The 26,716-nt window shown below is 71.3% G+C and carries 21 protein-coding genes and 1 pseudogene; 10 read left to right on the top strand and 12 right to left on the bottom strand.

The genetic code is table 11. The features are described 5' to 3' along the window. The first annotated feature begins 12 nt into the window (after window positions 1-12). Window positions 13-1,098, top strand: coding sequence for a DNA integrity scanning diadenylate cyclase DisA (disA, locus tag BLU27_RS10165; protein WP_092652708.1), 1,086 nt, complete (start codon window positions 13-15; stop codon window positions 1,096-1,098). An 84-nt stretch (window positions 1,099-1,182) separates the two neighbouring features. On the opposite strand, the gene BLU27_RS10160 is transcribed toward disA, so the two are convergent. Together BLU27_RS10160 and BLU27_RS10155 are read right to left on the bottom strand one after the other, a co-directional pair. Continuing rightward, window positions 1,183-2,343 (bottom strand): Gfo/Idh/MocA family protein, encoded by a 1,161-nt coding sequence (locus BLU27_RS10160; RefSeq protein WP_092652706.1) that lies wholly within the window; start codon window positions 2,341-2,343, stop codon window positions 1,183-1,185. Between the two features lie 232 nt (window positions 2,344-2,575). Continuing rightward, entirely contained in the window at window positions 2,576-3,328 is a 753-nt protein-coding gene (locus BLU27_RS10155) for a hypothetical protein (RefSeq protein WP_092652704.1), read from the bottom strand. Window positions 3,329-3,457: 129 nt separating this feature from the next. Here BLU27_RS10155 and BLU27_RS10150 point away from each other — a divergent pair, with 129 nt between their 5' ends. Both BLU27_RS10150 and BLU27_RS10145 read left to right on the top strand, forming a co-directional pair. Next, window positions 3,458-4,360 carry an HhH-GPD family protein gene (locus tag BLU27_RS10150; protein WP_092657495.1) on the top strand — a complete coding sequence of 301 codons (903 nt, stop codon included), beginning with the start codon at window positions 3,458-3,460 and terminating at the stop codon, window positions 4,358-4,360. A 114-nt stretch (window positions 4,361-4,474) separates the two neighbouring features. After that, entirely contained in the window at window positions 4,475-7,153 is a 2,679-nt protein-coding gene (locus BLU27_RS10145) for a polysaccharide lyase 8 family protein (RefSeq protein ID WP_157728388.1), read from the top strand. Window positions 7,154-7,249: 96 nt separating this feature from the next. Here the strand turns inward: BLU27_RS10145 and BLU27_RS10140 are convergent, their stop codons facing one another. The 3 genes from BLU27_RS10140 to lysS all read right to left on the bottom strand — a co-directional run bounded on the left by BLU27_RS10140 (window position 7,250) and on the right by lysS (window position 12,582). After that, window positions 7,250-9,751 carry an ATP-dependent Clp protease ATP-binding subunit gene (locus BLU27_RS10140; RefSeq protein ID WP_092652700.1) on the bottom strand — a complete coding sequence of 834 codons (2,502 nt, stop codon included), beginning with the start codon at window positions 9,749-9,751 and terminating at the stop codon, window positions 7,250-7,252. 669 nt (window positions 9,752-10,420) lie between these two features. Further along, window positions 10,421-10,759, bottom strand: coding sequence for a histone-like nucleoid-structuring protein Lsr2 (locus tag BLU27_RS10135; RefSeq protein WP_092652698.1), 339 nt, complete (start codon window positions 10,757-10,759; stop codon window positions 10,421-10,423). 308 nt (window positions 10,760-11,067) lie between these two features. Then, on the bottom strand, window positions 11,068-12,582 hold the full coding sequence (lysS, locus tag BLU27_RS10130; protein WP_172804926.1) for a lysine--tRNA ligase: 1,515 nt from the start codon (window positions 12,580-12,582) through the stop codon (window positions 11,068-11,070). A 241-nt stretch (window positions 12,583-12,823) separates the two neighbouring features. On the opposite strand from lysS, the gene BLU27_RS10125 reads away from it, so the two are divergent. Both BLU27_RS10125 and BLU27_RS10120 read left to right on the top strand, forming a co-directional pair. Continuing rightward, window positions 12,824-13,549 (top strand): glycerophosphodiester phosphodiesterase, encoded by a 726-nt coding sequence (locus BLU27_RS10125; RefSeq protein WP_092652696.1) that lies wholly within the window; start codon window positions 12,824-12,826, stop codon window positions 13,547-13,549. An 87-nt stretch (window positions 13,550-13,636) separates the two neighbouring features. Continuing rightward, complete coding sequence (locus tag BLU27_RS10120; protein ID WP_092652694.1) at window positions 13,637-13,966, top strand: STAS domain-containing protein; 330 nt, start codon at window positions 13,637-13,639, stop codon at window positions 13,964-13,966. 36 nt (window positions 13,967-14,002) lie between these two features. Here BLU27_RS10120 and BLU27_RS10115 read toward each other — a convergent pair whose 3' ends face one another. Next, on the bottom strand, window positions 14,003-14,785 hold the full coding sequence (locus BLU27_RS10115) for a type III pantothenate kinase (RefSeq protein WP_092652692.1): 783 nt from the start codon (window positions 14,783-14,785) through the stop codon (window positions 14,003-14,005). A gap of 287 nt (window positions 14,786-15,072) precedes the next feature. Here BLU27_RS10115 and BLU27_RS30320 point away from each other — a divergent pair, with 287 nt between their 5' ends. The 3 genes and pseudogenes from BLU27_RS30320 to BLU27_RS10105 all read left to right on the top strand — a co-directional run bounded on the left by BLU27_RS30320 (window position 15,073) and on the right by BLU27_RS10105 (window position 16,557). After that, window positions 15,073-15,399: a DUF1707 SHOCT-like domain-containing protein gene (locus tag BLU27_RS30320; RefSeq protein ID WP_241827896.1), complete on the top strand. Its 327-nt coding sequence runs from the start codon at window positions 15,073-15,075 to the stop codon at window positions 15,397-15,399. Continuing rightward, window positions 15,396-15,479 (top strand): annotated as a pseudogene (locus BLU27_RS30315) (DUF1707 and DUF4190 domain-containing protein); the annotation flags it as partial. The gene BLU27_RS30320 and the pseudogene BLU27_RS30315, both read left to right, overlap by 4 nt. A gap of 361 nt (window positions 15,480-15,840) precedes the next feature. Beyond that, window positions 15,841-16,557 carry a DUF1707 and DUF4190 domain-containing protein gene (locus tag BLU27_RS10105; protein ID WP_092652690.1) on the top strand — a complete coding sequence of 239 codons (717 nt, stop codon included), beginning with the start codon at window positions 15,841-15,843 and terminating at the stop codon, window positions 16,555-16,557. Between the two features lie 34 nt (window positions 16,558-16,591). Here BLU27_RS10105 and BLU27_RS10100 read toward each other — a convergent pair whose 3' ends face one another. The 4 genes from BLU27_RS10100 to BLU27_RS10085 all read right to left on the bottom strand — a co-directional run bounded on the left by BLU27_RS10100 (window position 16,592) and on the right by BLU27_RS10085 (window position 22,167). Beyond that, complete coding sequence (locus BLU27_RS10100; RefSeq protein ID WP_092652688.1) at window positions 16,592-19,090, bottom strand: FtsX-like permease family protein; 2,499 nt, start codon at window positions 19,088-19,090, stop codon at window positions 16,592-16,594. Window positions 19,091-19,093: 3 nt separating this feature from the next. After that, the gene (locus tag BLU27_RS10095) at window positions 19,094-19,846 is read right to left on the bottom strand and encodes an ABC transporter ATP-binding protein (protein ID WP_092652686.1); all 753 of its coding nucleotides are present in this window, start codon (window positions 19,844-19,846) and stop codon (window positions 19,094-19,096) included. A gap of 210 nt (window positions 19,847-20,056) precedes the next feature. Further along, window positions 20,057-20,722: a response regulator gene (locus BLU27_RS10090; RefSeq protein ID WP_092652684.1), complete on the bottom strand. Its 666-nt coding sequence runs from the start codon at window positions 20,720-20,722 to the stop codon at window positions 20,057-20,059. Further along, the gene (locus BLU27_RS10085) at window positions 20,719-22,167 is read right to left on the bottom strand and encodes a sensor histidine kinase (RefSeq protein ID WP_172804925.1); all 1,449 of its coding nucleotides are present in this window, start codon (window positions 22,165-22,167) and stop codon (window positions 20,719-20,721) included. The genes BLU27_RS10090 and BLU27_RS10085 overlap by 4 nt, the downstream gene beginning before the upstream one ends. A gap of 116 nt (window positions 22,168-22,283) precedes the next feature. Here BLU27_RS10085 and BLU27_RS10080 point away from each other — a divergent pair, with 116 nt between their 5' ends. Then, window positions 22,284-23,348, top strand: a complete 1,065-nt coding sequence (locus BLU27_RS10080) for an SAM-dependent methyltransferase (RefSeq protein WP_092652680.1) — start codon at window positions 22,284-22,286, stop codon at window positions 23,346-23,348. Here the strand turns inward: BLU27_RS10080 and BLU27_RS10075 are convergent. Both BLU27_RS10075 and BLU27_RS10070 read right to left on the bottom strand, forming a co-directional pair. Continuing rightward, a complete protein-coding gene (locus tag BLU27_RS10075; RefSeq protein WP_092652678.1) occupies window positions 23,273-24,787 on the bottom strand; it encodes a PH domain-containing protein in 1,515 nt (504 codons plus the stop codon). The two genes, BLU27_RS10080 and BLU27_RS10075, sit on opposite strands and share 76 nt — an antisense overlap. Then, window positions 24,784-25,278 (bottom strand): PH domain-containing protein, encoded by a 495-nt coding sequence (locus BLU27_RS10070; protein WP_241827895.1) that lies wholly within the window; start codon window positions 25,276-25,278, stop codon window positions 24,784-24,786. The genes BLU27_RS10075 and BLU27_RS10070 overlap by 4 nt, the downstream gene beginning before the upstream one ends. Before the next feature lie 124 nt (window positions 25,279-25,402). On the opposite strand from BLU27_RS10070, the gene BLU27_RS10065 reads away from it, so the two are divergent. Continuing rightward, window positions 25,403-26,611, top strand: coding sequence for an NADH-quinone oxidoreductase subunit D (locus BLU27_RS10065; protein WP_241827894.1), 1,209 nt, complete (start codon window positions 25,403-25,405; stop codon window positions 26,609-26,611). Window positions 26,612-26,716 lie beyond the last annotated feature (105 nt).

Genomic DNA, 26,716 nt, shown 5'->3' with positions numbered 1-26,716 from the left:
CCCAGGAGAGTTGTGGCTGCAAGTGACAAGAGCCCGGACGCGAAGTTCCGGGCCACGCTCGCCGCGGTCGCGCCAGGTACCTCTCTGCGCGACGGGCTCGAGCGTGTCCTCCGGGGGCGCACGGGCGCGCTCATCGTCCTCGGACACGACCGTACGGTGGAAAGCCTGTGCACCGGCGGGTTCACCCTCGACGTGGAGTTCAGCGCCACCGGACTGCGCGAGCTCGCCAAGATGGACGGCGCGATCGTCGTCGACCGCGAGTGCACACGCATCGTCCGGGCCGCCGTCCACCTGATGCCCGACCCCTCCATTCCGACGGTCGAGACCGGCACCCGGCACCGGACCGCCGAGCGCGTCGCCAAGCAGACCGGCTTCCCGGTGGTGTCGGTGTCGCAGTCGATGCGGATCATCGGCCTGTACGTCGACGACATCCGGTACGTCCTGGAGGACACCGGGCAGATCCTGTCCCGCGCCAATCAGGCCCTGGCCACCCTGGAGCGCTACAAGCTTCGCCTCGACGAGGTGTCCGGCACGCTCTCCGCGCTGGAGATCGAGGACCTCGTGACCGTCCGCGACGTCGCCCAGGTGGCGCAGCGACTGGAGATGGTCCGCCGGATCGCCAACGAGATCCACGGGTACGTCGTCGAGCTGGGCGTCGACGGCCGGCTGCTGTCGCTTCAACTCGACGAACTCGTCGCCGGGGTCGACCCCGAACGCAACCTCGTCGCCCGCGACTACCTCCCCCAGGTCCCCGGCCGGCGCGTACGCACCGTCGACGAGGCGCTGGAGGACCTCGACGCCCTGTCCGCCTCCGAGCTACTCGACGTCGGTGCAGTGGCCCGTGCGCTGGGCCACGGCGGCGACACCCTGGACGCCGCGGTCAGCCCGCGCGGCTACCGCCTGCTGGCGAAGGTGCCGCGGCTCCCGGGCACGGTCATCGACCGGCTGGTCGACCACTTCGGCAGCCTGCAGAAGCTGCTCGCCGCCAGCATCGACGACCTGCAGGCCGTCGGCGGGGTCGGCGAGAACCGCGCGCGTTCGGTCCGCGAGGGCCTGTCCCGGCTGGCCGAGTCGAGCATCCTCGAACGCTACGTCTGAACCGCCGCCGGCCGAACATCCTGTGCTGTCCGGCCGGCGGCGCTTCGGAGCTCGTTCGAGAGTGCGACCCGAGCGACCCCGACGTCAGGCCTGGTCGAAGTACGCCGTGACCTGCGGGTCGACCTCGGGCACGCGTACCGGCCTGCTCCCCGACCGCAGCGACTCCGCACCCGCGCAGCCGGCCGCCACCGCGTACCGCGCGGCCACCGGCGAGGTGTCGGTCTGGCCGCCCTCACGGACGTAGCGCAGGAACTCCGCCACGATCCGCGGGTCGGCGCCGCCGTGGCCGCCGGTCTCCTCGCCGAGGGACACCTCGTGGTCGCCCTGGGCGGCGTAGTCGTGACGCTGGTTCCACAACCGGATCACGGTGCCGGGCTCGCCGTTGCCGAAGTTCTCGATCCGGCCCTCGGTGCCGATGATCGTGTAGTTGCGCCAGTAGTCGGGTGTGAAGTGGCACTGCTCGTACGACGCGAGAATGCCGTTCTGCAGCCGCATCGTCATCATCGAGACGTCCTCGACGTCCATCTTCGGGTTGAGGCCCGTGAGGGACTTGGGCGGCCAGCGCTTGAGGTTGCGCTCGCCCTGCCACCACGGGTCCTCCTCGCCGCCCTGGTCGGCGCTGTAGACCATCCGGTCGCCCATCGCGGTGACCTCGCTGGCGTAGGAGCCGCACAGCCAGTGCAGGACGTCGAGATCGTGCGCGCCCTTCTGCAGCAGCAGGCTGGTGCCGTACTTGCGCTCGGCGTGCCAGTCGCCGAAGTAGAAGTCGCCGCCGTTGCCGACGAAGTGCCGGCACCACGCGACCTTCGGCTCACCGATCGCGCCGGAGTCGATCAGCTTCTTCATCTCCCGGACGAACGGCATGTGCCGCATGTTGTGGCCGAGGTAGAGGCGGCCGCCCTTCTGCTGTGCGGCCCGCAGCAGACGGTCGCAGCCCTCGGTGGTGATCGCCATCGGCTTCTCGAGGTAGACCGGGATGCCGGCGTCGAGCAGGGCGAGGGCGTGCTCCTCGTGCAGGAAGTCGGGGCTGAGCACGAACGCCGCGTCGAGGTCGAGTTTGAGGAACTCGTCAAGGTCGGTCGTGGCGGCGACGTCCGAGCCGAACGCCTCGCGGAACCGCTGGTGCGCCGCGACGTCCGGGTCGTACACCGCGACCAGCCTCGAGCCTTCACCGGGCCGGTGCGCGTGCCGTGCCAGACTGCCCCGCAGCCCGTAGCCGATCACGCCGATCGCAAGGTCCGCCATGCTGTGCCACTCCGTTCGTTGTACCCGACCGATGCGCGCCGCTCGCCGAGAAGTCCCCCCACCCCTGAGCGAGTTGCGCAAAGCTGTGCGGAACGACGTAACGACAGGCGATTACGTGCAGGCGCTGATGGCACGCTAGTACCCCCGCGCCCGTAGTGTCACGAGCGCGTCGGGGCAATCTCAGGAACCGGTCGGCGCAGGGCCGGACGGCAGCGGTGCCACCAGGTCGGGCCTAGCTCAGCCGGAACCGCGTGCGGACCGGACCCACCCCGCCGACGGTGACGTCCGCTGCGTAGTAGCCAGGCTTCGCCGCGGGTTGCCCGCTCGGGCAGCCCTCACGGGAGCGCACCCCCGGCCACCGCACGGTCAGGTTGCGCTGCTCCTTCGCCTTCAGGACGACCGGCACCTCGGGCAGACCGCGGCAGTCCGCCGTGTCCCAGATGTGGTCGCTGCCGGAGGTGACGAGCACGCGCAGCGTACTGGAGTCGATCGTCAGCCTGCACGGGTCCGACCCGCTGTTGAGCAGTCGCACCGTGACCACCACCGGCTTGCCGGCCTCGACCGGACTCTGGGTCACCTCGGCCTCGACGCCGAGCGTGCCCGGCTCACAGGCAACCGGCCGGGCGGACCCGCCGGGCGTCGGCTTCGGGCTGGACTCGGGGGTCGGTGTCTTCGACGGCGTCGGAGACGTCGAGGCAGTCGGCGACGGCGAGGGAGTCTCGGACGGTTTGCCGGTCGACGCCGGCGAACGCCCCACCGGCCCGCCCTTGTCAGCGGCGCTGGTTGGCTCGATCGTCGGGTCCTGCGACGGCGTGGGACTGGCCGTCGCCGCGCCCTGCGCGGTCCCACGACTCGGCCCGTCCGGCGTGAACAACGCCACGAGCGCCCACACCAGCGCAACGACGACGGCGAGCAGGACACCCCGCCGAAGCCAGTACGCCGAAGCAGGCAACGGCCCGACGGGACGCAGCAGCGGGCGGATCATAGGCGGAGGCTAACTGCCCGCCGCCGGATGTCCGGGTTCCCACGCCGCGCCGACACCATGTGCCGCGCCGCCGTGACCATGTACGGCTGCCGGGTACGGTCCCGGCCCCGTGGCAGGATCGGAACCGCCATGCCGAAGTCACCGCTGCACACGCCCGTTCTCGCGTGGTACGCCACCAACGCCCGTGACCTTCCCTGGCGCCGTCCGGACGCCTCGCCGTGGTCGGTGCTGGTCAGCGAGGTGATGCTGCAGCAGACACCGGTGAGCAGGGTGCTCCCCGCACACGCCGCGTGGCTCGATCGCTGGCCCACGCCGACCGCGCAGGCCGCGGACGAGCCCGGTGAGGCGGTACGCCAGTGGGGCCGGCTCGGCTACCCGCGCCGCGCGTTGCGACTGCACGCCGCCGCGACCACGATCAGCCGGCGGCACGGCGGCGACGTACCCGCCGACTACGACGAGCTGCGTGACCTGCCCGGCATCGGCGACTACACCGCCGCCGCGGTCGCTTCGTTCGCGTTCGGCCGCCGGCACGTCGTCCTGGACACCAACGTGCGCCGGGTGTTCGCCCGGGCCGTCGACGGCGTGCAGTACCCGCCCACGGCGACCACCGCCGCCGAGCGCCGGACCGCGCTCGCCCTGCTGCCCGACGAACCCGCGACCGCCGCCCGGTGGGCGGTGGCCACGATGGAACTCGGCGCCCTGGTGTGCACGGCCGCAGGTCCGCGGTGCGCGGACTGCCCGATCCGGCGCCGCTGTGCGTGGCGGCTTGCCGGACAGCCGGCGTACGACGGACCGCCCCGCCGCCGGCAGTCCTACGACGGAACCGACCGGCAGTGCCGGGGCCGGTTGCTGCGGGTGCTGCGCGAGGCCAGCGGGCCGGTCACCCGAGCCGACCTGGACGCCGCCTGGTCCGCGGCGCCGCAGCGCGAACGCGCCCTCGACACGCTGGTCGCCGACGGGCTGGTCGAGCCGCTGGCAGACGGGACGTTCCGGCTCCCGGTCAGTGCGCCGGTGTTCCCACCCACGCCCTGACGGCAACCGGACGACCGATCTCACCGGTTTTTCTTCACTTTGTACTGATTCGGGCCTAGACACGAAGGTCGCGCCTTCCCCGCCGCCGCTCCGAACGACGAACGGAGACCGACCTTGAACGACGCGGGAAACCCCGAGAGTCCCCAGCCCCTCCCCTTGTCCCGACGGCACGCGCTCCACCTCGGTGCGCTCCTCGCCGGTACGGGCCTGGCGGGCCTGGTGAGCGCTCACCCGGCCCGGGCCGGCACCACCCCGGCAGAGAGGGCCGCGGCCACCGTCGCGGCCGTCACAGCCGCAGGCATCGCGCCGTCCGCCGCCGGGGACGACTTCGCCCGGATGCGCGCCCAGTGGCGGGCGGGCTACGTGGGCAGCGACTACGACCCGGCGGACCCGGCGATCGCCCCCGGACTCGCACGGCTCGCCGCGGAAACCCACCAGTGGTGGTCGACGATGGAAACCGGGGCGGACCGGGCGTTCCTGTGGCCGGACGCCCGGCTCGACGTGCAGATCTCGTTCGCCATCTCGATCTCGTTCGGCCGGCTGTCCCGGATGGCCCTCGGCTGGGCCACCCCCGGCATCGACACTCACGGCGACCCGAAGCTGCTCGCCGACGTGATCGCCGCGATGGACTGGATGGTCGCGCACTACTACCGCGAGGACGGGCAGATCATCGGCAACTGGTACGAGTGGATGATCTCGGGGCCGCAGAGCTTCAACCTCGCCGCGATGCTGGTGTACGACGACCTGAGCGCGGACCGGATCGGGGCCTACACCCGGGCGGTGGCCAACTACACGCCCGAGCCCATCGCCACCGCGGCCAACCGGGTGCTCACCGCCGACGTGGTCGTCGGCCGCGGCATCCTCGCCGGGGACGCCGCCGCGGTGCGGCTAGGGGTGGACGGGTTGGCACCGGTGATGTCGTACGCCGACTCAGGCGACGGCTTCCACCGCGACGGGTCGTTCATCCAGCACGACTACTACCCCTACAACGGCTCCTACGGCGTCAGCCTGCTGGCGACGCTGCCGGGGATCTTCCAGCGGGTCGCGGGGACGCCGTTCGCGGTCAGCGACCCCATCGTCTACGAGTGGATCCGGGACGCCTACGACCCGCTGATCTGGCACGGCGGGCTGATGGACATGGCCAGCGGCCGGGTCATCGCCCGCCACAACGAACAGGACCACCACGCCGGGCACGCCGCGGTCGACGCCGCCCTCGGCCTGTGGGTGGCCGCGCCGGCGGAGACCAGCGCCTGGCTCGGGCCGATGCTCAAGGAGTGGATCCTGGCCGACACCCAGGACGACCCGCTGGCCGGTCGCAGCGTCCCGGCTCTCCTGCAGGCGCGCACGCTCCTCGCCGACGAGTCCGTACCCCGGCGTGGACCTCTGGTGACCAGCCACGTCTTCGCCGCCATGGACCGGGTGGTGCACCGGCGTACGAACTGGGCGTACGGCATCTCGATGTGCTCCCGGCGGATCGCGAACTTCGAGTCCATCAACGACGAGAACCTCCGCGGCTGGCTCACCGCGGACGGCGCCACCTACCTCTACGACCACCAGATCGACCACTACAACGACGGGTTCTGGCCCACGGTGGACCCCTACCGGATTCCCGGCACGACGGTGGACGTGCGTGAACGCCGGCCGATGGAGGGCCGCGGCTACCTCAACCCGCAGGACTGGGTGGGCGGCACCACGCTCGCCGACCGCTACACCGCGGTGGGGATGTGGCTCGCGTCGCAGGGCTGTTCGCTGGTGTCGCGAAGGTCATGGTTCTGCTTCGACGACGAGGTGGTCGCGCTGGGCACCGGCATCACCGCGCACGACGGCCGCCGGGTGGAGACGGTGGTGGAGAACCGCCGGCTGGCGACCGGGACCGAGGCGGTGGTGGTGAACGGCACGACCGCGGTGCCCGGGCTCGGCGAGCAGACCACCGTGCCGGCCGCCCGGTGGGTCCACCTCGCCGGGACGGGCGGGTACGTCTTCCCCCATGGCGTCAAGGCGCACCTGAAACGCGAGCACCGGGTGGGCCGCTGGTCCGACATCACCCAGCACCCATCCTGGAAGGACGACACCCCGCTCCCCCGCGACTACTTCACCCTCTGGCTCGACCACGGCGTGGATCCCGACCAGGCGGCGTACTCCTACGTCCTGCTGCCGACCGCCGACGCGGAGACGACCAGACGGTACGCCGAACGGCCCGGGACCGCGGTGGTCGCGAACACCTCCCGCGTCCAGGCCGTACGAGCGCTGAACGCCGGTGTGCTCGGCGTGAACCTGTGGGCTCTCGGTGCGGCGTCGATCGTGTCCACCAGAGCGCCGGCCGGTGTGGTGGTGCAGGAAGGTGACGAGGAGGTCGCGCTCGCGGTGTCCGATCCGACCCGGGCCGCGGGGAAGGTGTGGATCAGCGTCGGGGTGCCGGCGAACAGGGTGCTGGCCGCGGACGAGGGCCTCCGGGTGATCACGCTGGATCCGCTGACCGTCGAGGTGGATCTCGGCGGAGCCAACGGCACCAGCCGCGGCCTGCGGGCCACCTACCGCCCCTGGAGCGTTCCGGACCTGCAGCGGGTACTGGCCGGACTGGGGCCGGCAGAGGTGAGCCCGAACGCCCGACAGGCGCTGAGCCAGGCCCTGGACACCCTCGCCGACCTGGCCGAACGCGGGCGCCCGGCCCACGCCCAGCTGTGGGCCCTGCGGCGCAGGATCGCCGCGCTGCGGGGCCACGGCCTCAGCCCGGAGGCGGCCGCCGTCCTGGACGACGGCACGCAGCGGCTGTTCGCCCGCCTGCGACCCTGATCGGCCAGGCTCCGGCCTGATCTCCGGACACACGAAGGGGGCGACCGCTGTGCGGCCGCCCCCTTCGATGCCCGTGGAGCTCGGTGGTGCTACTGCCTACTCGGTGCTGGCCTCGATCGTCGGCAGGTCGGGCACCGGAGCCTTGGACGTACCCGTGAAGGTGAACGTCGCCTCCTTGCCCTCGCCCTGGACGTCGACGAGCACGATCTGGCCGGGAGTGAGCTCGCCGTACAGCAGCTTCTCCGCCAGCGTGTCCTCGATCTCGCGCTGCAGCGTCCGCCGCAGCGGCCGGGCGCCGAGCACCGGGTCGTAGCCGCGCTTGGCGAGCAGGAGCTTGGCGTTCTGCGTCAGCTCGATGCCCATGTCCTTGTCGCGCAGCCGCTCCTCGACCTTCGCCACCAGCAGGTCCACGATGTCGACGAGCTGCTCCTCGGTCAGCGGCGGGAAGACGATGATGTCGTCGACGCGGTTGAGGAACTCCGGCCGGAAGTGCTGCTTGAGCTCCTCCTGGACCTTCGACTTCATCCGCTCGTAGGAGCCACCGGCGTCCTTCGACTGTGTGAAGCCGAGGTTGACGCCCTTGGCGATGTCGCGGGTGCCGAGGTTGGTGGTCATGATGATCACGGTGTTCTTGAAGTCGACCACCCGACCCTGTGCGTCGGTGAGCCGGCCTTCCTCGAGGATCTGCAACAGGGAGTTGAAGATCTCCGGGTGGGCCTTCTCCACCTCGTCGAAGAGCACGACGGAGAACGGCTTGCGGCGCACCTTCTCGGTGAGCTGTCCGCCCTCGTCGTAGCCGACGTAGCCAGGCGGGGAGCCGAACAGCCGCGAGACGGTGTGCTTCTCGGAGTACTCGCTCATGTCCAGCTGGATGAGCGCGTCCTCGTCGCCGAACAGGAACTCCGTCAGGGCCTTCGACAGCTCGGTCTTACCGACACCGGACGGGCCGGCGAAGATGAACGAGCCACCTGGACGCTTCGGGTCCTTCAGGCCGGCACGGGTGCGCCGGATCGCCTTGGCGAGCGCGCGGACCGCGTCCTCCTGGCCGACGTAGCGCTTGTGCAGCTCGTCCTCCATGCGGAGCAGACGCTGCGACTCCTCCTCGGTCAGCTTGAAGACCGGGATGCCGGTCGCGGTGGACAGGACCTCCGCGATCAGCTCCTCGTCGACCTCGGCGACGACATCCATGTCGCCGGCCTTCCACTGCTTCTCCCGCTCGGCCTTCTGCGCGATGAGCTTCTTCTCCTCGTCGCGCAGCGACGCGGCACGCTCGAAGTCCTGCGCGTCGATGGCCGCTTCCTTGTCGCGGCGGACGTTGGCGATCCGCTCGTCGAACTCCCGAAGGTCCGGCGGCGCGGTCATCCGGCGGATGCGCAGCCGCGAACCGGCCTCGTCGATCAGGTCGATGGCCTTGTCGGGCAGGAACCGGTCGGAGATGTAGCGGTCGGAAAGCTGGGCGGCCGCCACGATCGCCTGGTCGGTGATCGTCACGCGGTGGTGTGCCTCGTAACGGTCGCGCTGGCCCTTGAGCATCTCGATGGTGAGCGCCATCGAGGGCTCCTGGACGTGGATCGGCTGGAAGCGGCGTTCCAGCGCGGCGTCCTTCTCGAGGTACTTCCGGTACTCGTCGAGCGTGGTGGCGCCGACGGTCTGCAGCTCACCCCGGGCCAGCATCGGCTTGAGGATGCTCGCCGCGTCGATCGCGCCCTCGGCCGCGCCGGCACCCACCAGGGTGTGCAGCTCGTCGATGAAGAGCACGATGTCACCGCGGGTGCGGATCTCCTTGAGCACCTTCTTCAGGCGTTCCTCGAAGTCACCGCGGTAGCGCGAGCCCGCGACCAGGGCACCCAGGTCGAGGGTGTAGATCTGCTTGTCCTTGAGCGTCTCGGGCACGTCTCCGCGCACGATCGCCTGGGCGAGACCCTCGACGATGGCGGTCTTGCCGACGCCGGGCTCGCCGATGAGCACAGGGTTGTTCTTGGTGCGGCGGGACAGCACCTGCATGACCCGCTCGATCTCCTTCTCGCGCCCGATCACCGGGTCGAGCTTGCCTTCGCGCGCACCCTGGGTGAGGTTGCGCCCGAACTGGTCGAGAACGAGCGACCCCTGCGGGGAACTCTCGCCACTGGCACCGGCGGCCGCGCCTGCGGTCTCCTTGCCCTGGTAACCGGACAGCAGCTGGATCACCTGCTGCCGGACCCGGCCGAGGTCGGCGCCGAGCTTCACCAGCACCTGGGCAGCCACGCCCTCACCCTCGCGGATGAGACCGAGCAGGATGTGTTCGGTGCCGATGTAGTTGTGACCGAGCTGGAGGGCCTCACGCAACGACAGCTCGAGGACCTTCTTGGCCCGCGGCGTGAACGGGATGTGCCCACTGGGTGCCTGCTGACCCTGGCCGATGATCTCTTCGACCTGGGCGCGCACAGCCTCCAGCGAGATACCGAGGCTCTCGAGCGCCTTGGCGGCGACGCCCTCACCCTCGTGGATGAGGCCCAAGAGGATGTGCTCGGTCCCGATGTAGTTGTGGCTGAGCATCCGGGCCTCTTCTTGGGCCAGGACGACAACCCGCCTCGCGCGGTCGGTGAACCTTTCGAACATCTTTCGCTCCCCGGGCTGGAGACGGCGTGGGAGTCCGGATCTACCCGGCCCCTGCATTTCATGCTAGTCCCCGCTCCCGACACAGCCTCCTCCCACCATGTTGCGAGTGGGGATCGAACTGCCGGCGAGCGGTGAGCAGTACGTAACTGTGTAACTCGTCGACCTACCACTGTGTTCCATGCCGGGCCCGCTGGCGAGGCGTTACGCCGGAAGCGAACGCCGGGAATGCGGGCGGACCACCCAATACCGCGCGTGTCTGGAGCTGGTCCAGCCCGGACATGGCCATCTTCGTGGCCGGGCTCGGACGGACCCTACCCGGGCCGCGGCACCGAACACGCGCGGCAGTACCCCGAACAAGCACTCGGGAGGAATCCCGGACGGCGGCCGGGAGATCACCGGATGGCCGACGTTGCGTGACGACCAATCACTCTCCGAAGCTGGCCGAACGAGACGACTCGGGGCGAAACACACGACGAGACCCCCGGGGAACGAATCCCCGGGGGTCTGCACCGAGACCAGTTGAGGGCCGGTGTGGCCACCTACACCGACGGCGTACCTGAGGACCGTGGCGACATGGTCATCGTCGGTGTGGTGCGCCCGGCCGGCGGCGGATCAAGTCGGCGCGCCGGGCCCGAACGGCCCCGGCCGGCGAGAGCCGTCACGGCCGGACTAGCGCCGGCCCTTCTGGTAAGCCTCGATGATCTCGGCCGGGATGCGGCCCCGGTCGCTGACGTCGTATCCCTGGTCGCGCGCCCACGCCCGGATCTCGGCGGTCTCCGGCTTGCGGGCCGATCCGCCGGCCGGCCGGCCGGCCCGACCGCGGGCGGCGCGACCACCGACCCGACGAGCCGAACCCACATAGGTCGCGAAGGCGTTACGCAACTTGGTCGCATTCTTGGCGGACAGGTCAATTTCGTAGGACACACCGTCCAAGCCGAACTTCACGCTCTCCTCGGCCTCGGAACCATCGAGGTCGTCGATGAGAACGACGTTGGTCTTCGTCGCCACTGCTGTTCCCTTCTCAGAATTTAGGGGGCCGGTGACAACAATAGAGCCAAGCGACCGGCCCGGGCAAACATGGAATAAGCGCCAAGTGCGCAAATCTCCGTTGCTCACGCCGCGCCACGCCGCAATCGCAGCGGGCACCGCCAATGGAGTCCGAGAAGACCGGCCAGAAGACCGGCAGAAGACCGGACGGAGTACGCGCAGAGTACGAGCGCAGCACGACCAGTACGCCGCCCCGGGGCTGCGGCCAAGGGCTCGACCGGACTGCCAACCGCGTCTTGCGTATTGCCCTGCACGGTCGGCCCCGCTACTCACACGTCCGGCTTCACCAGAGGGAAGAGGATGGTGTCGCGAATGGAGCGGACACCGGTGAGGAGCATGACCAGACGGTCGATTCCCATGCCCATCCCGCCGGTCGGCGGCATGCCGTATTCGAGGGCACGGAGGAAATCCTCATCGAGTTGCATCGCGTCGACGTCCCCGCCGGCCGCGCGTACGGACTGCTCCACCAGCCGCTCGCGTTGTTCGACCGGATCGACCAACTCCGAATAGGCCGGGGACAACTCGACCCCGGCGGCGATGAGGTCGAACGCCTCCGCCAATCGGGGATCCTTGCGGTGCGGACGGGCCAGCGGACGGACCTCGGCGGGATAGTCGCAGACAAATGTGGGCTCGATCAGCGTGTGCTCGACCAGCTTCTCGAAGAGTTCGAGCACGACCTCACCTGCGCCCCAGCCCGGCTGCAACTCGACGTCGAAACGAGCGGCGTGGCCGCGGAGTTCCATTTCGGTGGTGTCGGGAGTCACTTCTGCTCCGACCGCCGCGGAGACCGCCTCGTGAATGGGCAGCCAGTGCCACTGGGCTTCCAGGTCGATCTCACCGCCGCGTCCGTCCGGCACGACGGTCGACCCCAGCGCCCTGGCCGCGTCCACGACGAGAGTGCGAACGAGCTCGGCCATCGTGTGGTAATCGCCGTAGGCCTCGTAGGCCTCCAGCATCGTGAACTCCGGGGAGTGAGTGGAATCGATCCCTTCGTTCCGGAAATTGCGGCCGATCTCGAACACCTTGTGGGCGCCGCCCACCACGAGCCGCTTGAGGTAGAGCTCGATCGCGATACGGAGGTAGTACTCCCGGTCGAACGCGTTGAAGTGGGTGGCGAACGGGCGCGCGGCCGCACCGCCGTGGATCGCCTGCAGGATCGGGGTTTCGACCTCGAGATAACCGCGGTTCAGCAAAGTGCGCCGGATCGAGGAGACAACGGTCGAGCGGGCCAGCATCAGGTCACGGGCACGCGGGCGCTGGATGAGGTCGAGATAACGCTGGCGAACCCGGGACTCGTCGGAAAGGTCCTTGTGTTCGACCGGAAGGGGGCGCAGTGCCTTGGAAACCACGAACCACCGGGTGGCCGCGACCGAGAGCTCACCCCGGCGGCTGGTGACGACCTCGCCCTCGACGCCTATGTGGTCGCCGATGTCGACGGTGGCCTTCCAGTCTGCAAGGGAGTCCTCGCCCACCCGGTCCAGGGAGATCATCGCCTGGACCTCGGTTCCGTCGCCGTCGCGCAGTCTGGCGAAACACAACTTGCCGGCGATCCGCGAGAAAATGACCCGGCCCACGACCGTCACCGTGTCACCGGTGGCATGGTCGGCCGGCAGGTCGGGGTAGGCCGAACGCAGCTCGGCCAGGGTGTGGCTTCTGGTTACCGAGACCGGATAAGGGTCGACCCCGCGACCGATCAGGCGCTCACGCTTCTCCCGCCTAATCCGCATCTGCTCGGGAAGATCGTCTTCCTCTCGGGCGGGGTTTGTCGCCGGTGTCTCGGTCATGGCTCACAAGATTATGGGGTGCGGGGGTTCTCTCCTTTGTTGGGGTACCGGCAAAAACTTCGCCTCCGACGGCGGATCGCCCGCGGGCCTTCCGGTCCCGTCGCGACGTTCCGTGAGAGGCTCCGATACACCCAGCCACACCGCCAGTACACCGCTCGTACGCACCTCACCGCACCTCACCGCACCTCACCTCACCGACCACCGAACGCCCGAACGAATCCGAACGGACAGGACGGACGCAGTGACCTTCACGCTCATCGGACACCGCGGGGCCATGGGCCTCGAGCCCGAGAACACCCTGCGATCATTTCGCCGCGCGGTCGCCGAAGGCGCCGACGCCATCGAACTCGACCTGCGGGTCAGCCGCGACGGTCACCTGGTGATCCTGCACGACGGCGACGTGAGCCGGACCACCGACGGAAAGGGCGACGTCGCCGACCTGACATTGGCCGAACTGAAGCAACTCGACGCCGGCCAGGGAGAAACCATCCCGACCTTCGACGAGGTCCTCGACGCGGTGGACATACCGATTCAGGCCGAGATCAAGGCGTTCGCAGCGGGCCGTGCCGCCGTGGACACAATTCGCGACCGGAAACTGCTGGACCGGGTTACCGTCACCTCATTCTCCGTCGACGTCATCGCCGACACCCGGCAGTACTTTTCCGGCGTACGTACCGGACTCATCTCCTCCCGCGCACCACAGGATTTCCTCGACAAGGCCCGCGAACTCGGTGTCGACGTGCTCTGTCTGGGCCTGGCCCACCTCGACGCGGAATTCGTCGGCGAGTGCGACCGGCAGGGACTCGAGGTCATCGGCTGGCCGGCCAACGACGCCGACCGCCTTCTGCACGCACTGCGAATCGGGGTCGCCGGCGTCACCTCCGACTTTCCCGACCTGCTCCGTACGTCCCTCACCGAAGTTCCTGAGCTGGGCGAACTCCTCGCCGCGCGCCCGGCCGGTCGCTGACTTCGCGCGGGCGTCGACCACCTGAGGACCCGACCTCGCCGTAGCGTGGTGGGCAGGGTGCCTGCCGACGACGGGGAGGTACGACCCATGGGTGACGTCGAGGTGGTCGACCACGGAGACCGGGAGATCCTGGTCCACCTGCGTGGCCGGATCGACGAGGCGCTGCGCCCGCGACTGGACGCGGCGGTGGAGCAGATCGCGATGCTCGACGACATCGACGGCCGCGACCGGGTGGTCGTCGACGTCCGGGAGGTGACGACGCTGGAGTACGCCGGCCTGTGCTTCCTGTCCGCCCTGGTCCGGCAGGGTCAGCTGCGCGGCCACGACGTGGCCCTGGCCATGGTCAGCGAGCAGGCCAGACGGGCGCTGGAGGCCGCGCACTGGCCGCACGGGCCCATCCTTTCCGGCTCCATGTGAACCCCGCCTGGGCCAGTCTGGACCCCGTCTGACCCGTCAGCCGGCGGGCTGGTTTCGGGTGAAGACCAGTCTCAGCCCGTGCAGCGTGAGCCACGGCTCGTGCGCGTTCACCGTGCGGCACTCCTCGACGACCACCGGGGCCAGGCCGCCGGTGGCCACCACCGTGACGGCGGCCGGGTCGAGACCGAGCTCGTCGATCATCCGGGTCACCAGCCCGTCGACCTGGCCGGCGAAGCCGTAGACGGCACCGGACTGGAGGGCCTCGACGGTGTTCTTGGCGATGACCGTACGCGGGCGAAGGAGTTCGACCCTGCGCAGCTGCGCGCCCCGGCGGCCCAGCGCCTCCAGCGAGATCTCGATCCCCGGGGAGATCGCCCCGCCGACGTACTCCCCGCGTTCGCTCACCACGTCGAACGTCGTGGCCGTACCGAAGTCGACCACGATCGCGGCCGTCCCGAACTGCTCGTACACCGCGAGCGCGTTCACGATCCGGTCCGCGCCCACCTCGCGGGGGTTGTCCATCAGGACGGGAACGCCCGTACGCACACCCGGCTCGACGATGACGCTCGGCACCTCGCCGTAGTAGCGCGCCACCATCTCCCGGAGCTCGTGCAGGACCGTCGGCACGGTGGAACAGACCGCGACCCCCGTCACGCCCTCCGCGCCGGTGTGCCCGGCGAGCAACCCGGCGACCAGCACGGCGAGTTCGTCGGCGGTCCGCCGGTCCTCGGTCGACACCCGCCAGTGCTCGACCAGCCGGGTTCGGTCGAACAGGCCGAGCACGGTGTGGGTGTTGCCCACGTCGACGGCGAGCAGCATGGGCCGGGCCTTTCCGTTCTCGAATCCGTCTGGAACACGTCTCGAATGCGTCTGCGATGATTCCGCATCGATGGTTCCGGGGCGTCGGAGGAGTTCGTCCGCGACCGGTTCCGCGGCGTGGCCAGCGTACTGGTGGCTGCGCAGGCGGATCCGTACTCATCCGTTACTCATCCCGGCCCGTCTCCGTGGTGGTCACCCATGCCCCTGCCGAACGGCCGGGAGCGACGTAACCTGATCCAAGATCTCCCCGCACGGGCAGCGGGGATCGACGCCGCCGAGGGGGACGCATGAACCACTGGCACTCGATGCGCGCGTCCGACGCCGACCGGGAGCGCGCGGCGGACATCCTGAAGGCGGCGTTCGCCGAAGGGCGGCTCAATCCCACCGAGCACCGCGTCCGGCTGGACGCGGTCCTGCGGTCGCAGACCTACGGCGAGATCCAGCGTCAGGTGGCCGACCTGCCGGCCGGGCCGGTGCCGTTCACGCCACCCTCCTTCGACGCGGCCAACCGAGCGCTCCAGGCGAACCCGTGGGGGACGCATGCAATGGTCCCGACGCGGCGGACCGAGCCGCTGGCCAAGGCGTCCCTGATCATGGGGCGGTCGCGCCGCTGACCTGTGGCCTGTCCGCCATCCCGGCCATCGTCACCGGCCACCTCGCGCTGGGCCGCGTCAGCAACACCGGCGACGAGGGCCGCGGGATGGCCATCGGCGGCCTGGTCCTCGGCTACCTCCACGTCGTCGGCGGCACGTTGTTCATCCTGGCGGGGATCATCGCCGGCCTGAGCCACTGACGACCTGCCGAGGCCACCGGTCGCAACCGTCCCAACCGGTTCCAACCGGTTCCCAACCGGTCCAGACCGGTCTCAATCCGTTCGGATCACTCCCGCGACACCGCGCATCCGGGGCATTCGAGAACCCAGGGGGAACTACCGACCTCACGGGCGGCCTGGATGAGAGAGCGGTCATTCCCCGGATCCGGCGGCACAATGGCGAGAGGGGAAGGTACGCCGGGCCGCCTCCAGCGTGGGCCGGCTCCCAGCGGCTGGGGGTGACATGGGCACCGACTGGCACTCGATGCGGGCGTCCGACGCCGACCGGGAACGCGCGGCCGACGTGCTCAAGGCAGCCCTCGCGGAAGGACGGCTGGACTGGGGCGAACACCACGACCGCGTAGATGCCGTGATGGAAGCCCGTACGTACGGCGAACTCGCCGAGATCATCGCCGACCTCCCCGTCGGTCCCACTCCCTTCCCGATTCCCCAGCAGCAGTCGCCGGAGCAGCTGCCGACCGGGCAGCCGGCCCAGGTGATCCCGCCGACGATGCCGATCGGTGGGATCGCCCAGCACCCCGGCCAGCCCCGGCTGCCGGGCGTACGCGGCATCTTTCCCGGTGCGCTTCCAGGGGCACTCCCCGGCACGCATCCGGCCGACCCCGGCTATCCCTCGAACCGGTTGCCGCCCGCGCCGCCCGCGCCGCCCGCGCCGCCCGCACCGCTGGCCAACCCGTGGGCCAACTACGTGCCCGCGCCGGTACGCGCGACCGAGCCGCTGGCCAAGGTGTCCGTCGCCTGCGCGGTGCTCGGGCTGTGCACCACCGGCATGAGCGCCGTACCCGCCATCGTCACCGGGCACCTGGCGCTGGCTCGCATCCGGCGGACCAACGGTGACGGCATCGGGCTCGCGGTGACCGGCCTGATCCTCGGCTACCTCGAACTCGCCGTCGTGGCGCTCGTGTTCGTGCTGTCGGTGGTGCTGGGGCTCGGCCGCTGAGCCCACTCGAGCCACGGCCCTCAGCGTCGCAGCCTCACTCGGTGCCGATCGCGGCGGCCGGGGGTACCCGTACCGCTCGCCGCGCCGGCAGCACCGACGCTGCCAGCCCGGCGGCGAGGGCGACCGCCGCCACCAGCACCAGCCGGGCAACCGGTACGCCGAGCTCGATGTGCGAGGTCACCTCGCCCAGCAGAATCCGGGTACCGGCGAAGCCGTACGCGGTGCCGAGCACCAGCCCGGCGACCACCGCGGCCGCGGCGATCAGCAACGCCTCGCCGGCGAGCATCGCCCGCAGCTGGCCGCGGGTGAGCCCGAGGGCACGCAGCATCGCCTGTTCGCGGGTGCGCTCGAGCACCGACAGGCTGAGCGTGTTGCCCACGCCGACCAGGGCGATCACCACGGCCACTGCAAGCAGCCCGGTGGCCACCAGCAGCAGGATGTTCAGCACCTTGTCGTAGACCGCGCGTTCTGGCGCGGCGCCGCCGAGGTGGATCGTGTCGTCGTTCCCGACGATTTCCTGGGCCCGGCTGACCACCTGGGTGCCGTCGGCGGTGTCGGCGACGCGGGCCCAGACCGCGCTGACCGGCGCCTTCGGCGCCACCCGGGCCAGGTCGGCCGAACTCACCAGCACCTGTGGGAGCGCGTCGCTTCGCACCACCTGTGCCCGCAGGTCGACCCGGGACTTCCCGGAACCGAGCACGATCCGGTCGCCGTGGTGGACGCCGATCGAGCTCGCCGTTGACGGTCCCATGATCGCCGTACGGTCGCCGAGGCCGTCGAGCAGTTTCGGGTTGCGCAGCACCGAGTGCGCCGCCGAGGGGTCCACCGCTAAGACGGTCGTCTCGATCGGCCGGCCCGACGCCGACCGGGCCGCGGCGGCGAGCCGAACCTGCGCGCTGGTGAGCGTTGCCGTACGCGATATGCCCTCGACCCTGGGCACGCCCTTCACCACCGCGTCGGGCAGGGCGCCGGTCTGGACGTCCACGCTCAGGTCGAGCGGGTACCTGCTGTCCAGCGAGGCGTGGAAGGACTTCTGCACCGACGCCGCGCCGACGCTCATCATCGCGATCAGGGTCACGCCGACCAGCAGGGCCGCGGCGGTGGCCGCGGTGCGCCGCGGGTTGCGGACCGCGTTGCCGACGGCCAGCCGGGCCGGCGGGCCGCCGAGCCGTCCGGTCAGCCCGCCCAGGAGGCGTACGAGCGCGGGAACCAGCAGGGGCGCACCGAGCAGGATCCCGACGAACGACAACAGTCCGCCGCCGATCCCGAGGGCGAGCGCGGCCAGGAACCCGGTCAGCGTCATGGCGCCGAACAACGTGGCGGCACCGGCCAGCACGCACAGCACCGCAAGCGTGGTCCGGACGATTCCGGCTCGCGAGCGGGCACCGGCCGCGAGCTCCGGTCGCAGCGCCGCCAGCGGCGACACCCTGGTCGCCCGGCGGGCGGGGGCGAGCGCGGCCAGCACGGTGGTGACCAGACCGACCACGAGGGGTACGAGGATGCCGGCCGGGGTCACCACCAGCCCGCCGGTCGGGATGCCGAGCGGTGACCGGCCCAGCAGGATCACCGCGAGTCCGGCCAGCCCGGTGCCCACACCGAGCCCGGCGATCGAGGCGGCGAGTCCGAGCAGCAGCGACTCGGCCACCACCGACCCGAAGATCTGCCGGCGAAGGGCGCCGACGCAGCGCAGCAGCGCAAGCTCACGGGTGCGCTGGGCGAGCAGGATGGTGAACGTGTTGGCCACCACGAGGGTGGCCACGAAGACCGCGATGCCCGCGAACCCGAGCAGGAAACCGCCGAGCACGTCGACACCGTTGGTGAACGACCTGACCTGGTCGTCGGTGCGCTGCTCCGCGGTCTGCACCGTCGCGCCCGCGAGGTCCTTGCGCAGCCGGTCGGTCACGGCGGACCGGTCCGCACCGGAGGCGGCGCGGACGAGCACCTCGCCGTAGGTCACCTCGCCAGACCAGGCGGCGATCGCCCGGTCGTCGGCAACCAGCGAGGAACTGTCCAGCAGCGTTCCACCGCTGACCACGCCGACCACCCGGACCGCTCGGGCGGGCCCCTTCTCCGGGTGGACCCGCAGCACCGAGCCGACCTTCAGGTCCCGGTCGCGGGCGAGGTCGCGGGGAACCGCCGCCTCCGAAGGTCCGGACGGCAGCCGGCCGGCGTCGACCCGGTGCCAGCGGAAGGACGGGTCGGCGGGCAACCCGGAAACGCCTACCGCGGCCGGCCGGGACGAGCCGGGAAAGGTCACCCGCGCACCCGACGCGGCCAGACCAGCGACGCCTGCCACTCCGTCGAGGCGGCCGAGCCGGTCGACCGCCGCGGGGGTGATCGGCTCCGCGGAGCCGGTGACCACGAGGTCGGCGCGGGCGTACTGTGCGCCCGCCGCCTGTGCCATCGCGGCCTGGGCCGAGCTGAGCACCATCAGCGCGGTGGCCACGAACGCGACGCCGAGCATGATGGCCAGGCCACCGGCGACGTACCGGCCGGCGTGCCCGCGAAGGGCGGCGAGGATCATCCGGCGCATCGGTCAGGCCCCCAGCTCACGCATGGCGTCCAGCACCGCGCCCGCGGAGGGCCGGTCGATCTCGCCGACCACCCGGCCGTCGGCGACGAGCACCACCCGGTCGGCGTAGGACGCGGCCACCGGGTCGTGGGTGACCATGACGACGGTCTGCCCGAACTCGCGTACCGACTGGCGCAGGAACGACAGCACCTCCGCGCCGGTACGGGAGTCGAGGTTTCCGGTCGGCTCGTCGGCGAAGACCACGTCCGGACGGGACGCCAGCGCGCGGGCGATCGCCACCCGCTGCTGCTGGCCGCCGGAGAGTTCGGAAGGACGGTGGCGCAGGCGGTCGCCGAGACCGAGGACGTCGACCAGCGTCGCCAGCCAGTCCGCGTCCGGGCGGCGGCCGGCCAGCTCCAGGGGAAGCGTGATGTTCTGCTCGGCTGTCAGGGTGGGCATCAGGTTGAACGCCTGGAAGACGAAACCGACCCGCTCCCGGCGCAGCACCGTGAGCTGCCGGTCGGAGAGCTTCGTGAGGTCGGTGCCACCGAGCACGACCGAGCCCGACGTCGCGGCGTCCAGCCCGGCCAGACAGTGCATCAACGTCGACTTGCCCGACCCGGACGGCCCCATGATCGCGGTGAACTGCCCCGTGCCGAACTCCAGGGAAACGCCGTCCAGCGCCCGGACCGCGGTGGGGCCGGAGCCGTAGGTCTTGACCAGGTCGACGGCGCTGGCGGCCGGTTGGACGCCGACCGTCGATGGCGCGGATGTCATGCGCGAACTCCTTCGTGGGCAGGGGGTCTGCCCTCGGCAGACCAACCATCGCCGAGCCTAGGCTCCGGGGCCGTCGCCGAGCGTCCGCCGCGATGATGGTTGATGATGGCTCGTCGGTACGGCCTGGGGTGTGGCGGGTACGACCTGCGGCGTACGGCACACCCCTAGGGGCACCGCTGTCCGACCTCCCGGACCACGACCGCAGGTGGCTCAGCGGCCGGCGCGAACCAGGCCGTTCTCGTACGCGAAGACCACCAGCTGCACCCGGTCACGCAACCCCAGCTTGGCGAGGATCCGTCCCACGTGTGTCTTCACGGTCGCCTCGGCGAGATACAGCCGGGCGCCGATCTCCGCGTTGGACAGGCCGCGGGCCACCTCCAGCAACACCTCGCGTTCGCGGTCGGTGAGACCGGTGACCCGCTCGTCGGGGCGTTCCTCCTGGTCGGGCAGATGGGGGGCGAAGCGTTCCAGCAGCCGCCGGGTCGTGCTCGGCGCGACCACCGAGTCACCGGAGTGCACCGCCCGGATGGCCGACAGCAGGTCGTCCGGTGGCGCGTCCTTCAGCAGGAACCCCGCCGCACCGGCCTTGAGCGCGGTGAAGGCGTACTCGTCCAGGTCGAAGGTGGTGAGGACGATCACCCGGGGCGCGTCCCCGCCGCGCGCCCGCAGCCGGCGGGTCGCCTCCACGCCGTCCATCCTGGGCATCCGGACGTCCATCAGAACGACATCGGAACCGACCGCCCCGAGGCGTTCGAGGGCCTCGGCACCGTTGCCCGCCTGACCGACGACCTCCATGTCGGGCTGGGAGTCGACCACCATCGTGAAGCCGGTGCGTACGAGCACCTGGTCGTCGACCAGGAAGACCCGGATCTTCACGTGCCCACCCTCGTCTCGTCTCCGCTGAGCGGGATCTCCGCCAGCACCTCGAAGCCGCCGCCGATCCGCGGGCCGGCCCGCAGGAGGCCGCCGTAGACCGCGACGCGTTCACGCATGCCAAGAATGCCGTGCCCGTTGCCGTCGCCGCGCGCCGCACCGCCGCGGCCGTCGTCGAGGACGTGGATCCGCAGCCGGTCCCGGCCGTAGCGCAGCCGGACGCTGGCGCTGGTGTGCGGCCCGCCGTGCTTGAGGGTGTTCGTCAGCGCCTCCTGTACGACGCGGTACGCCGCGAGTTCGGTGCCGCCGGCGAGTGGGCGCTCGTCGCCACCGACCTCCACCTCGATCGGCAGGCCGCTGGCACGCACCTGCTCGATCAGGTCCGGAAGCTGGGCCAGGCTCGGCTGGGGGGCGAGCTCGGGACCGGTTCGCTCCGAGGCGACCGGCTCCCCGATGGTTCTGCCCGGGCCGACGTGCCGACGCGGGGCCGGGCGCGGGTCCGAGAGCCGGTCCGAGAGCCGGTCCGAGCGCGGGTCCGAGAGCCGGTCCGAGCGCGGATCCGATTCGACATCCGGACGCAGCTGCGGCCAGGTGCCCGACAGGCTTTCCGAGCGGGTCGTGTCCGATCGGGCGTACGGCAGCTCGCCGGGTCCGGCCGCCGGCTCGGCGGAGACGATCGACGGCGCGGAGTCGGTTCGCAGCACGCCGAGAAGCCGGCGCATCTCCGCCAGCGCCTGCCGGCCGGTCTTGCCGATGGTCGCCAGGGCGGTCCGGGCCGCCTCGGCGTCCTTGGCCCCGGCGTACAGCCCTCCGTCGGCCTGGGCGACCACCACCGACAACGAGTGCGCGATCACGTCGTGCAGCTCGCGGGCGATCCTGGCCCGCTCGGCCGACCGGGCCAGCCTGGCCTGCTGGTCTCGTTCGATCTCCAGTCGGCGGGCGCGTTCCTCCAGCTCCCCGACGTACGCCCGGCGGGTGCGCATGAGGTCGCCGAACGTCCACACGAACGCCACGATCGCCAGCAGGACGAAGCCGGGCAGCAGCAGGGTCACCAGGCCACGTGGGGAGTAGTCCAGCAGACCCCAGTCGACCGGGCCGAGGAACGATCCGACCGCACCGACCAGGAGCGCGCCGATCCGGGCCGCCGTCTGCCGGGAGTAGGCGCTGGCGGAGTACAGCGCGAACAGGAACGCGACGTCGGCACCTATCGGCGACCTCATGAACACCACCTGGGCCAGGCAGGCCAGGGTGACCACGAGGAACACCCACATCGGGTAGCGGCGCCGCCAGACCAGGGGCACGATCAGCGCCGTGCTGACGAGGAGGCCGATCACGTTGTCCACGGCGTACCCGATCGGCAGCCCGAACAACGCGAGCGAGCCGGCCAGCGCACCGTCCACGAGGTAGGGCCGGCGGCGCGGCCAGTCGTAGAGCTGGTGGAGGCGCACGTGCCTGAGCGTACGTCGCACCCTGTCGGCGGGCGTCCGCCCTGGGTAGGACGCGGCACCGTCCGCGGGCACGAGCATCCCGCCGAACGGAGAGTTGACCGCATAGGGTCGCGGCCATGGGGGACGCGAACGGGCGGCACTGGCGGACGTGGCGGGCCGCGACCGAGGAGGCGTTGTACGGCGCGGAGGGTTTCTTCCGTACGCAGGCGCCGGCCGCGCACTTTCGTACGTCCGTGCACGTCTCCCCCGCCTTCGCCGCCGCTCTGCTGCGGCTGGCCCGGACCGTCGGCGCGCGGACCGTGGTCGACGTCGGCGCCGGGCGGGGCGAACTCCTGCGCGCTCTGCACGACCTCGACCCGGACCTCGGGCTGGTCGGCATCGAGGTGGCCGAGCGGCCGGCCGGCCTGCCCGCGTCCGTACGGTGGTCGGCCGACCTTCCCGACGAGGTGGACGGGCTGCTGGTCGCCAACGAGTGGCTGGACAACATCGCCGTCGACGTCGCCGAACTCGACGACGCCCGGGTGACCCGGCTGGTGGAGGTCGACGCCGCCACCGGCGACGAACGCCTGGGCGCCCCCGCGGGCGAGGAGGACCTCGCCTGGCTGGCCGAGTGGTGGCCGCTGACCGACGGGCCGCCCGGCGCCCGCGCGGAGATCGGCCGGCCGCGAGACCTGGCCTGGGCCGATGTCGTACGCCGGCTGCGGTCGGGGCTCGCGCTCGCCGTCGACTACGGCCACGTGCGGTGGCGGCGCCCACCGGCCGGCACCCTGCGGGGCTACCGATCCGGTCGGCCGGTCGCGCCGGTACCCGACCGGTCCTGCGACATCACCGCCCATGTCGCGGTGGACGCGGTCGCCCGGGCGGGCGAACGAGCCGGCGCCGACGAGACGCTGCTCACCTCCCAGCGCGCGGCGCTGACCGCTCTCGGCGTGGACGGCGCCCGGCCCCCGCTCGCGCTGGCCGGCTCGGACCCGGTCGGCTATCTGGGTGCTCTGTCCCGGGCCGGCGAGGCTGCCGAACTCGTCGCGCCCGGCGGGCTCGGCGACTTCTGGTGGCTGGCCCAGGCGAAGGCCGGCAGCGCGGGCACCGGGGCGGTCGACCTGTGTCAGGCGCTGGGCGAGCCGGATCCGCCGACGGCGCTGTCCCCGTCGCCGTCCGGTCGTATGCCACCCTCCGGGTAGTCCTGTCGTACGGCACCCTCGGCGTGCTCCGCGGACCGAGGCGCGGCAACCGCGTCCGGCGGGACCGCGGCGACCGCCATCCGGCGTTGCATCCAGCGCTCGGGCCCGGCGGTGCGCCTGGCCAGCCGGGAGCGCTCGGCCTGGTCGCGCACCAGGTCGCGGGCGACTTCCGGAGCACGGTGCAGCGCGACCGCGTTCACCGGACCGACGGGGGTGTCGACGTGCACGCTGGCCAGGCCGAGCAGCCGTTGGTACGGCCCCTGGGTGACCCGCACGCTCTGCATCTTGACGTGCGGCACGACCGCGGTACGCCGGGTCAGCCAGCCGGCGTCGCTGACGAAAACCCGGTCGTCCACACCGTGCCGTAGGTAGCGCCAGCCGATCGGGCGCAGCCAGCGGGCTCGCCGCGGCGCACGGACCCGGGCCACGCCGTCGACGTCCACTCCCGGCAGGACGCGTTCCAGCAACGCCCGGGCCACCGGCCAGGGCGCGACCGGCAGCAGGGTGGACGACGTCTGGCCCTCCGAGCCCTTCCCGCCGTACCCCGCCACGTCGACCGACAGCTTCACCCAGCCCTTCGGCCGCCACAGGAACTGCTGCTCGATCTCCACCCCCTGCACCCGGCCCGGCGGCACCGTCTGCGCCCAGGTGTCCAGCAGCCCCTTGCGGATCCGCAGGCCGTCCGGCGACTCGCTCACGGTGAAGCCGAACTCGCCGACGAACTGCCGCCACACCACCCCGAGCCCACCGAGCGCCCACGGCAGCAGGAACGCCAGGCCGACGATCTCGCCGACGACCACCGACGCGATCGCCACCACCACGAACCCCAGCACCGCGGTGAGGAACGGCGCGCTCACCACGGTGGACGCCAGCAGGACACCCGGTGGTACGGCGACCAGCTGGTGCTCGGGCGCCTCCGGGGTGTCCGCGTCCAGCCCGGCCGCGCGAGCCAGCAACTCTGCCCGCAGTTGCTGGGCGCCGGGCTCGTTCAGGTACGCCAGCGGGGCCTCGGTCTTGCCGCCGCCGGCGACCTCCAGCCGGAGTTCGGCCACCCCGAGGAACCGCGCCAGCACCGGCCGCACGATGTCCACCGCCTGCAGCCGGTCGATCCGGATCCGCCGCGAACGCCGGAACAGGAAGCCGCTCTCGATCCGCAGTTCCTCGCCCTCGATGCGGTACTTCGTGAACCACCACGAGAACATCCCCAGCACCACGCCGAGGACCAGGGCGGCCAGCACCTGCAGGCCGAACAGCTTGTAGTTCAGGTCCCGGACGGCGTTCTGGCCGATCGCCGCGACCGCGAGTGCGAACCACTTCCAGCCGTTCAGTACCGGCGTCGCCGGGTGCAGCCGGCGCAGTGCGGTCACCGCGGCCTGGTCGCCACCGTCCGGCAACGGTTCCCCGGCGGCGAGGGGTTCGCGGTGCGCCTGCTCGCTCACAGGCCCGCTGCCCGCGCCTCGCCGAGCGCGGCCAGCCGGTCGCGCAGGCGTTCGGCCTCCTCCGGCGGCAGGCCGGGGATCTCGGCGTCGGTGGCCGGGGTGGCGGTGTGCAACTGCACCTTGGCGATCCCGAACTTCCGCTCGGCCGGGCCCGCCGTGACGTCGACGAACTGCATCCGGCCGTACGGCACCACCACCAGCGTGCGGAACAGCACACCGTGGGTGACCAGCAGGTCGTCGCCCCGCTCGGCGTACCCCCACGAACGCCAGTTGCGCCCGATCACCCACCAGCCCCAGCCGAGGACGGCGGCAGCCACCGCCACCACGGCCGCGGCGTAACCCCAGCCCAGCACCAGGCCCACCGCCAGCGCTCCGGCCAGGCCCAGCAGGCAGGTCCAGAACGCCAGGATCACCCGCCGTAGCTGGCAAAGACGAGGGGACACCGGTTGCCACCGCTCCCCCGGCGGCGCGAACAACGTGTCCATAGCCATGGAGATTAGCTGAGCGAACAAGGCCGGCCGAGCCGTGCGGCCGAGGGGGTTGCCGGGGCAGGCTGCCGGAGCGACGGCCGAGCCGTGCGGATCGACCGGCCGCCCGCGTGCGAGCATGGGCGACGTGACGACCGAACGGATCGTGAGCCTCGGCGCGGGAGCCGCCGGCCTGTCCGGTGGGACGGAACGCTACGAGCGGGGCGGTGGTGACGAGCTCGCCACCCAGGACATGATCCTCAACATCGGCCCCCAGCACCCGGCCACCCACGGCGTGCTGCGGCTGCGGATCACTCTCGACGGCGAGCGGATCGTCTCGTGCGAACCCGTCGTCGGCTACATGCACCGCGGCGCGGAGAAACTGTTCGAAGTACGCGACTACCGCCAGATCATCATGCTCGCCAACCGGCACGACTGGCTGTCGGCGTTCGCCAACGAACTCGGCGTGGTCCTCGCCGTCGAGCGGATGACCGGCATCGAGGTGCCGGTCCGCGCGGTGTGGGCACGGACCCTGCTGGCCGAACTCAACCGCGTCCTGAACCACCTGATGTTCCTCGGCAGCTATCCGCTGGAGGTCGGCGCGATCACGCCGATCTTCTACGCCTTCCGCGAGCGGGAGACGCTGCAGCAGGTGATGGAGGAGATCTCCGGCGGCCGGATGCACTACATGTTCAACCGGGTCGGCGGCCTGAAGGAGGACCTGCCCGCCGGCTGGCTGGGGCGGGTGGACGCCGCGATCGAAGCGGTGGCTCGCCGACTGCCCGAGGTCGAGGACCTGATCTTCGGGAACGAGATCTTCCGGGCCCGTACCCGCGGTGTCGGGGTCCTGTCGGCGGACCTGGTGCACTCCTACGGTGTCTCCGGACCGATCGCCCGGGCCAGCGGCGTCGACTTCGACCTGCGCCGGGACGAGCCGTACCTCGGCTACGGCGAACTCTTCGGGCCGGGCGGCCCAGGCCGGGTGGTCACCCGCACCGAGGGTGACTCGTTCGCGAGGTTCGACGTGTTGCGGGACCAGATCCACGTCTCCCTCGACCTGGCGCGCGCCTGCGTGGACCGGCTGCGCTCACTCCCGCCCGGGCCGGTCAACGTCCGGCTGCCGAAGATCCTCAAGGCGCCGGAGGGACAGACGTACGCCTGGACCGAGAGCCCCCTCGGCCTGAACGGCTACTACCTCGTGTCCCGCGGTGAGAAGACGCCGTGGCGGCTGAAGCTGCGCTCGGCGTCGTTCAACAACATCGCCGTGCTGCCCGAACTCGTGCCCGGCTGCGTCGTCGCCGACCTGGTGGCGATCCTCGGGTCGCTGTTCTTCGTGGTCGGCGACATCGACAAGTAGGTCGGACAAGTAGCTCGAGCGGCAGGGCCTGCACGTCGGCCTGCGCAGGAAGCGGGCCGGCCGAGACTGGCTCGGCCGGCCCGCTTCCTGGGCTGTCGTTCGGGC

Origin of the sequence: Actinopolymorpha singaporensis (assembly GCF_900104745.1) — a bacterium.
Classification (GTDB): Bacteria; Actinomycetota; Actinomycetes; order Propionibacteriales; family Actinopolymorphaceae; genus Actinopolymorpha; species Actinopolymorpha singaporensis.
The sequence above is the reverse complement of the archived record's forward strand: the minus strand, read 5'-3'. Positions and strand labels throughout refer to the sequence as shown.

What these genes read in the sequence shown, in the direction of transcription:
- BLU27_RS10160 (WP_092652706.1), bottom strand. Translation starts at nt 2,343, where the DNA reads ATGGCGGACCTTGCGATCGGCGTGATCGGCTACGGGCTGCGGGGCAGT.
- BLU27_RS10155 (WP_092652704.1), bottom strand. Translation starts at nt 3,328, where the DNA reads ATGATCCGCCCGCTGCTGCGTCCCGTCGGGCCGTTGCCTGCTTCGGCG.
- BLU27_RS10150 (WP_092657495.1), top strand. Translation starts at nt 3,458, where the DNA reads ATGCCGAAGTCACCGCTGCACACGCCCGTTCTCGCGTGGTACGCCACC.
- BLU27_RS10140 (WP_092652700.1), bottom strand. Translation starts at nt 9,751, where the DNA reads ATGTTCGAAAGGTTCACCGACCGCGCGAGGCGGGTTGTCGTCCTGGCC.
- lysS (WP_172804926.1), bottom strand. Translation starts at nt 12,582, where the DNA reads ATGACCGAGACACCGGCGACAAACCCCGCCCGAGAGGAAGACGATCTT.
- BLU27_RS10120 (WP_092652694.1), top strand. Translation starts at nt 13,637, where the DNA reads ATGGGTGACGTCGAGGTGGTCGACCACGGAGACCGGGAGATCCTGGTC.
- BLU27_RS10115 (WP_092652692.1), bottom strand. Translation starts at nt 14,785, where the DNA reads ATGCTGCTCGCCGTCGACGTGGGCAACACCCACACCGTGCTCGGCCTG.
- BLU27_RS30320 (WP_241827896.1), top strand. Translation starts at nt 15,073, where the DNA reads ATGAACCACTGGCACTCGATGCGCGCGTCCGACGCCGACCGGGAGCGC.
- BLU27_RS10105 (WP_092652690.1), top strand. Translation starts at nt 15,841, where the DNA reads ATGGGCACCGACTGGCACTCGATGCGGGCGTCCGACGCCGACCGGGAA.
- BLU27_RS10100 (WP_092652688.1), bottom strand. Translation starts at nt 19,090, where the DNA reads ATGCGCCGGATGATCCTCGCCGCCCTTCGCGGGCACGCCGGCCGGTAC.
- BLU27_RS10095 (WP_092652686.1), bottom strand. Translation starts at nt 19,846, where the DNA reads ATGACATCCGCGCCATCGACGGTCGGCGTCCAACCGGCCGCCAGCGCC.
- BLU27_RS10080 (WP_092652680.1), top strand. Translation starts at nt 22,284, where the DNA reads ATGGGGGACGCGAACGGGCGGCACTGGCGGACGTGGCGGGCCGCGACC.
- BLU27_RS10070 (WP_241827895.1), bottom strand. Translation starts at nt 25,278, where the DNA reads ATGGCTATGGACACGTTGTTCGCGCCGCCGGGGGAGCGGTGGCAACCG.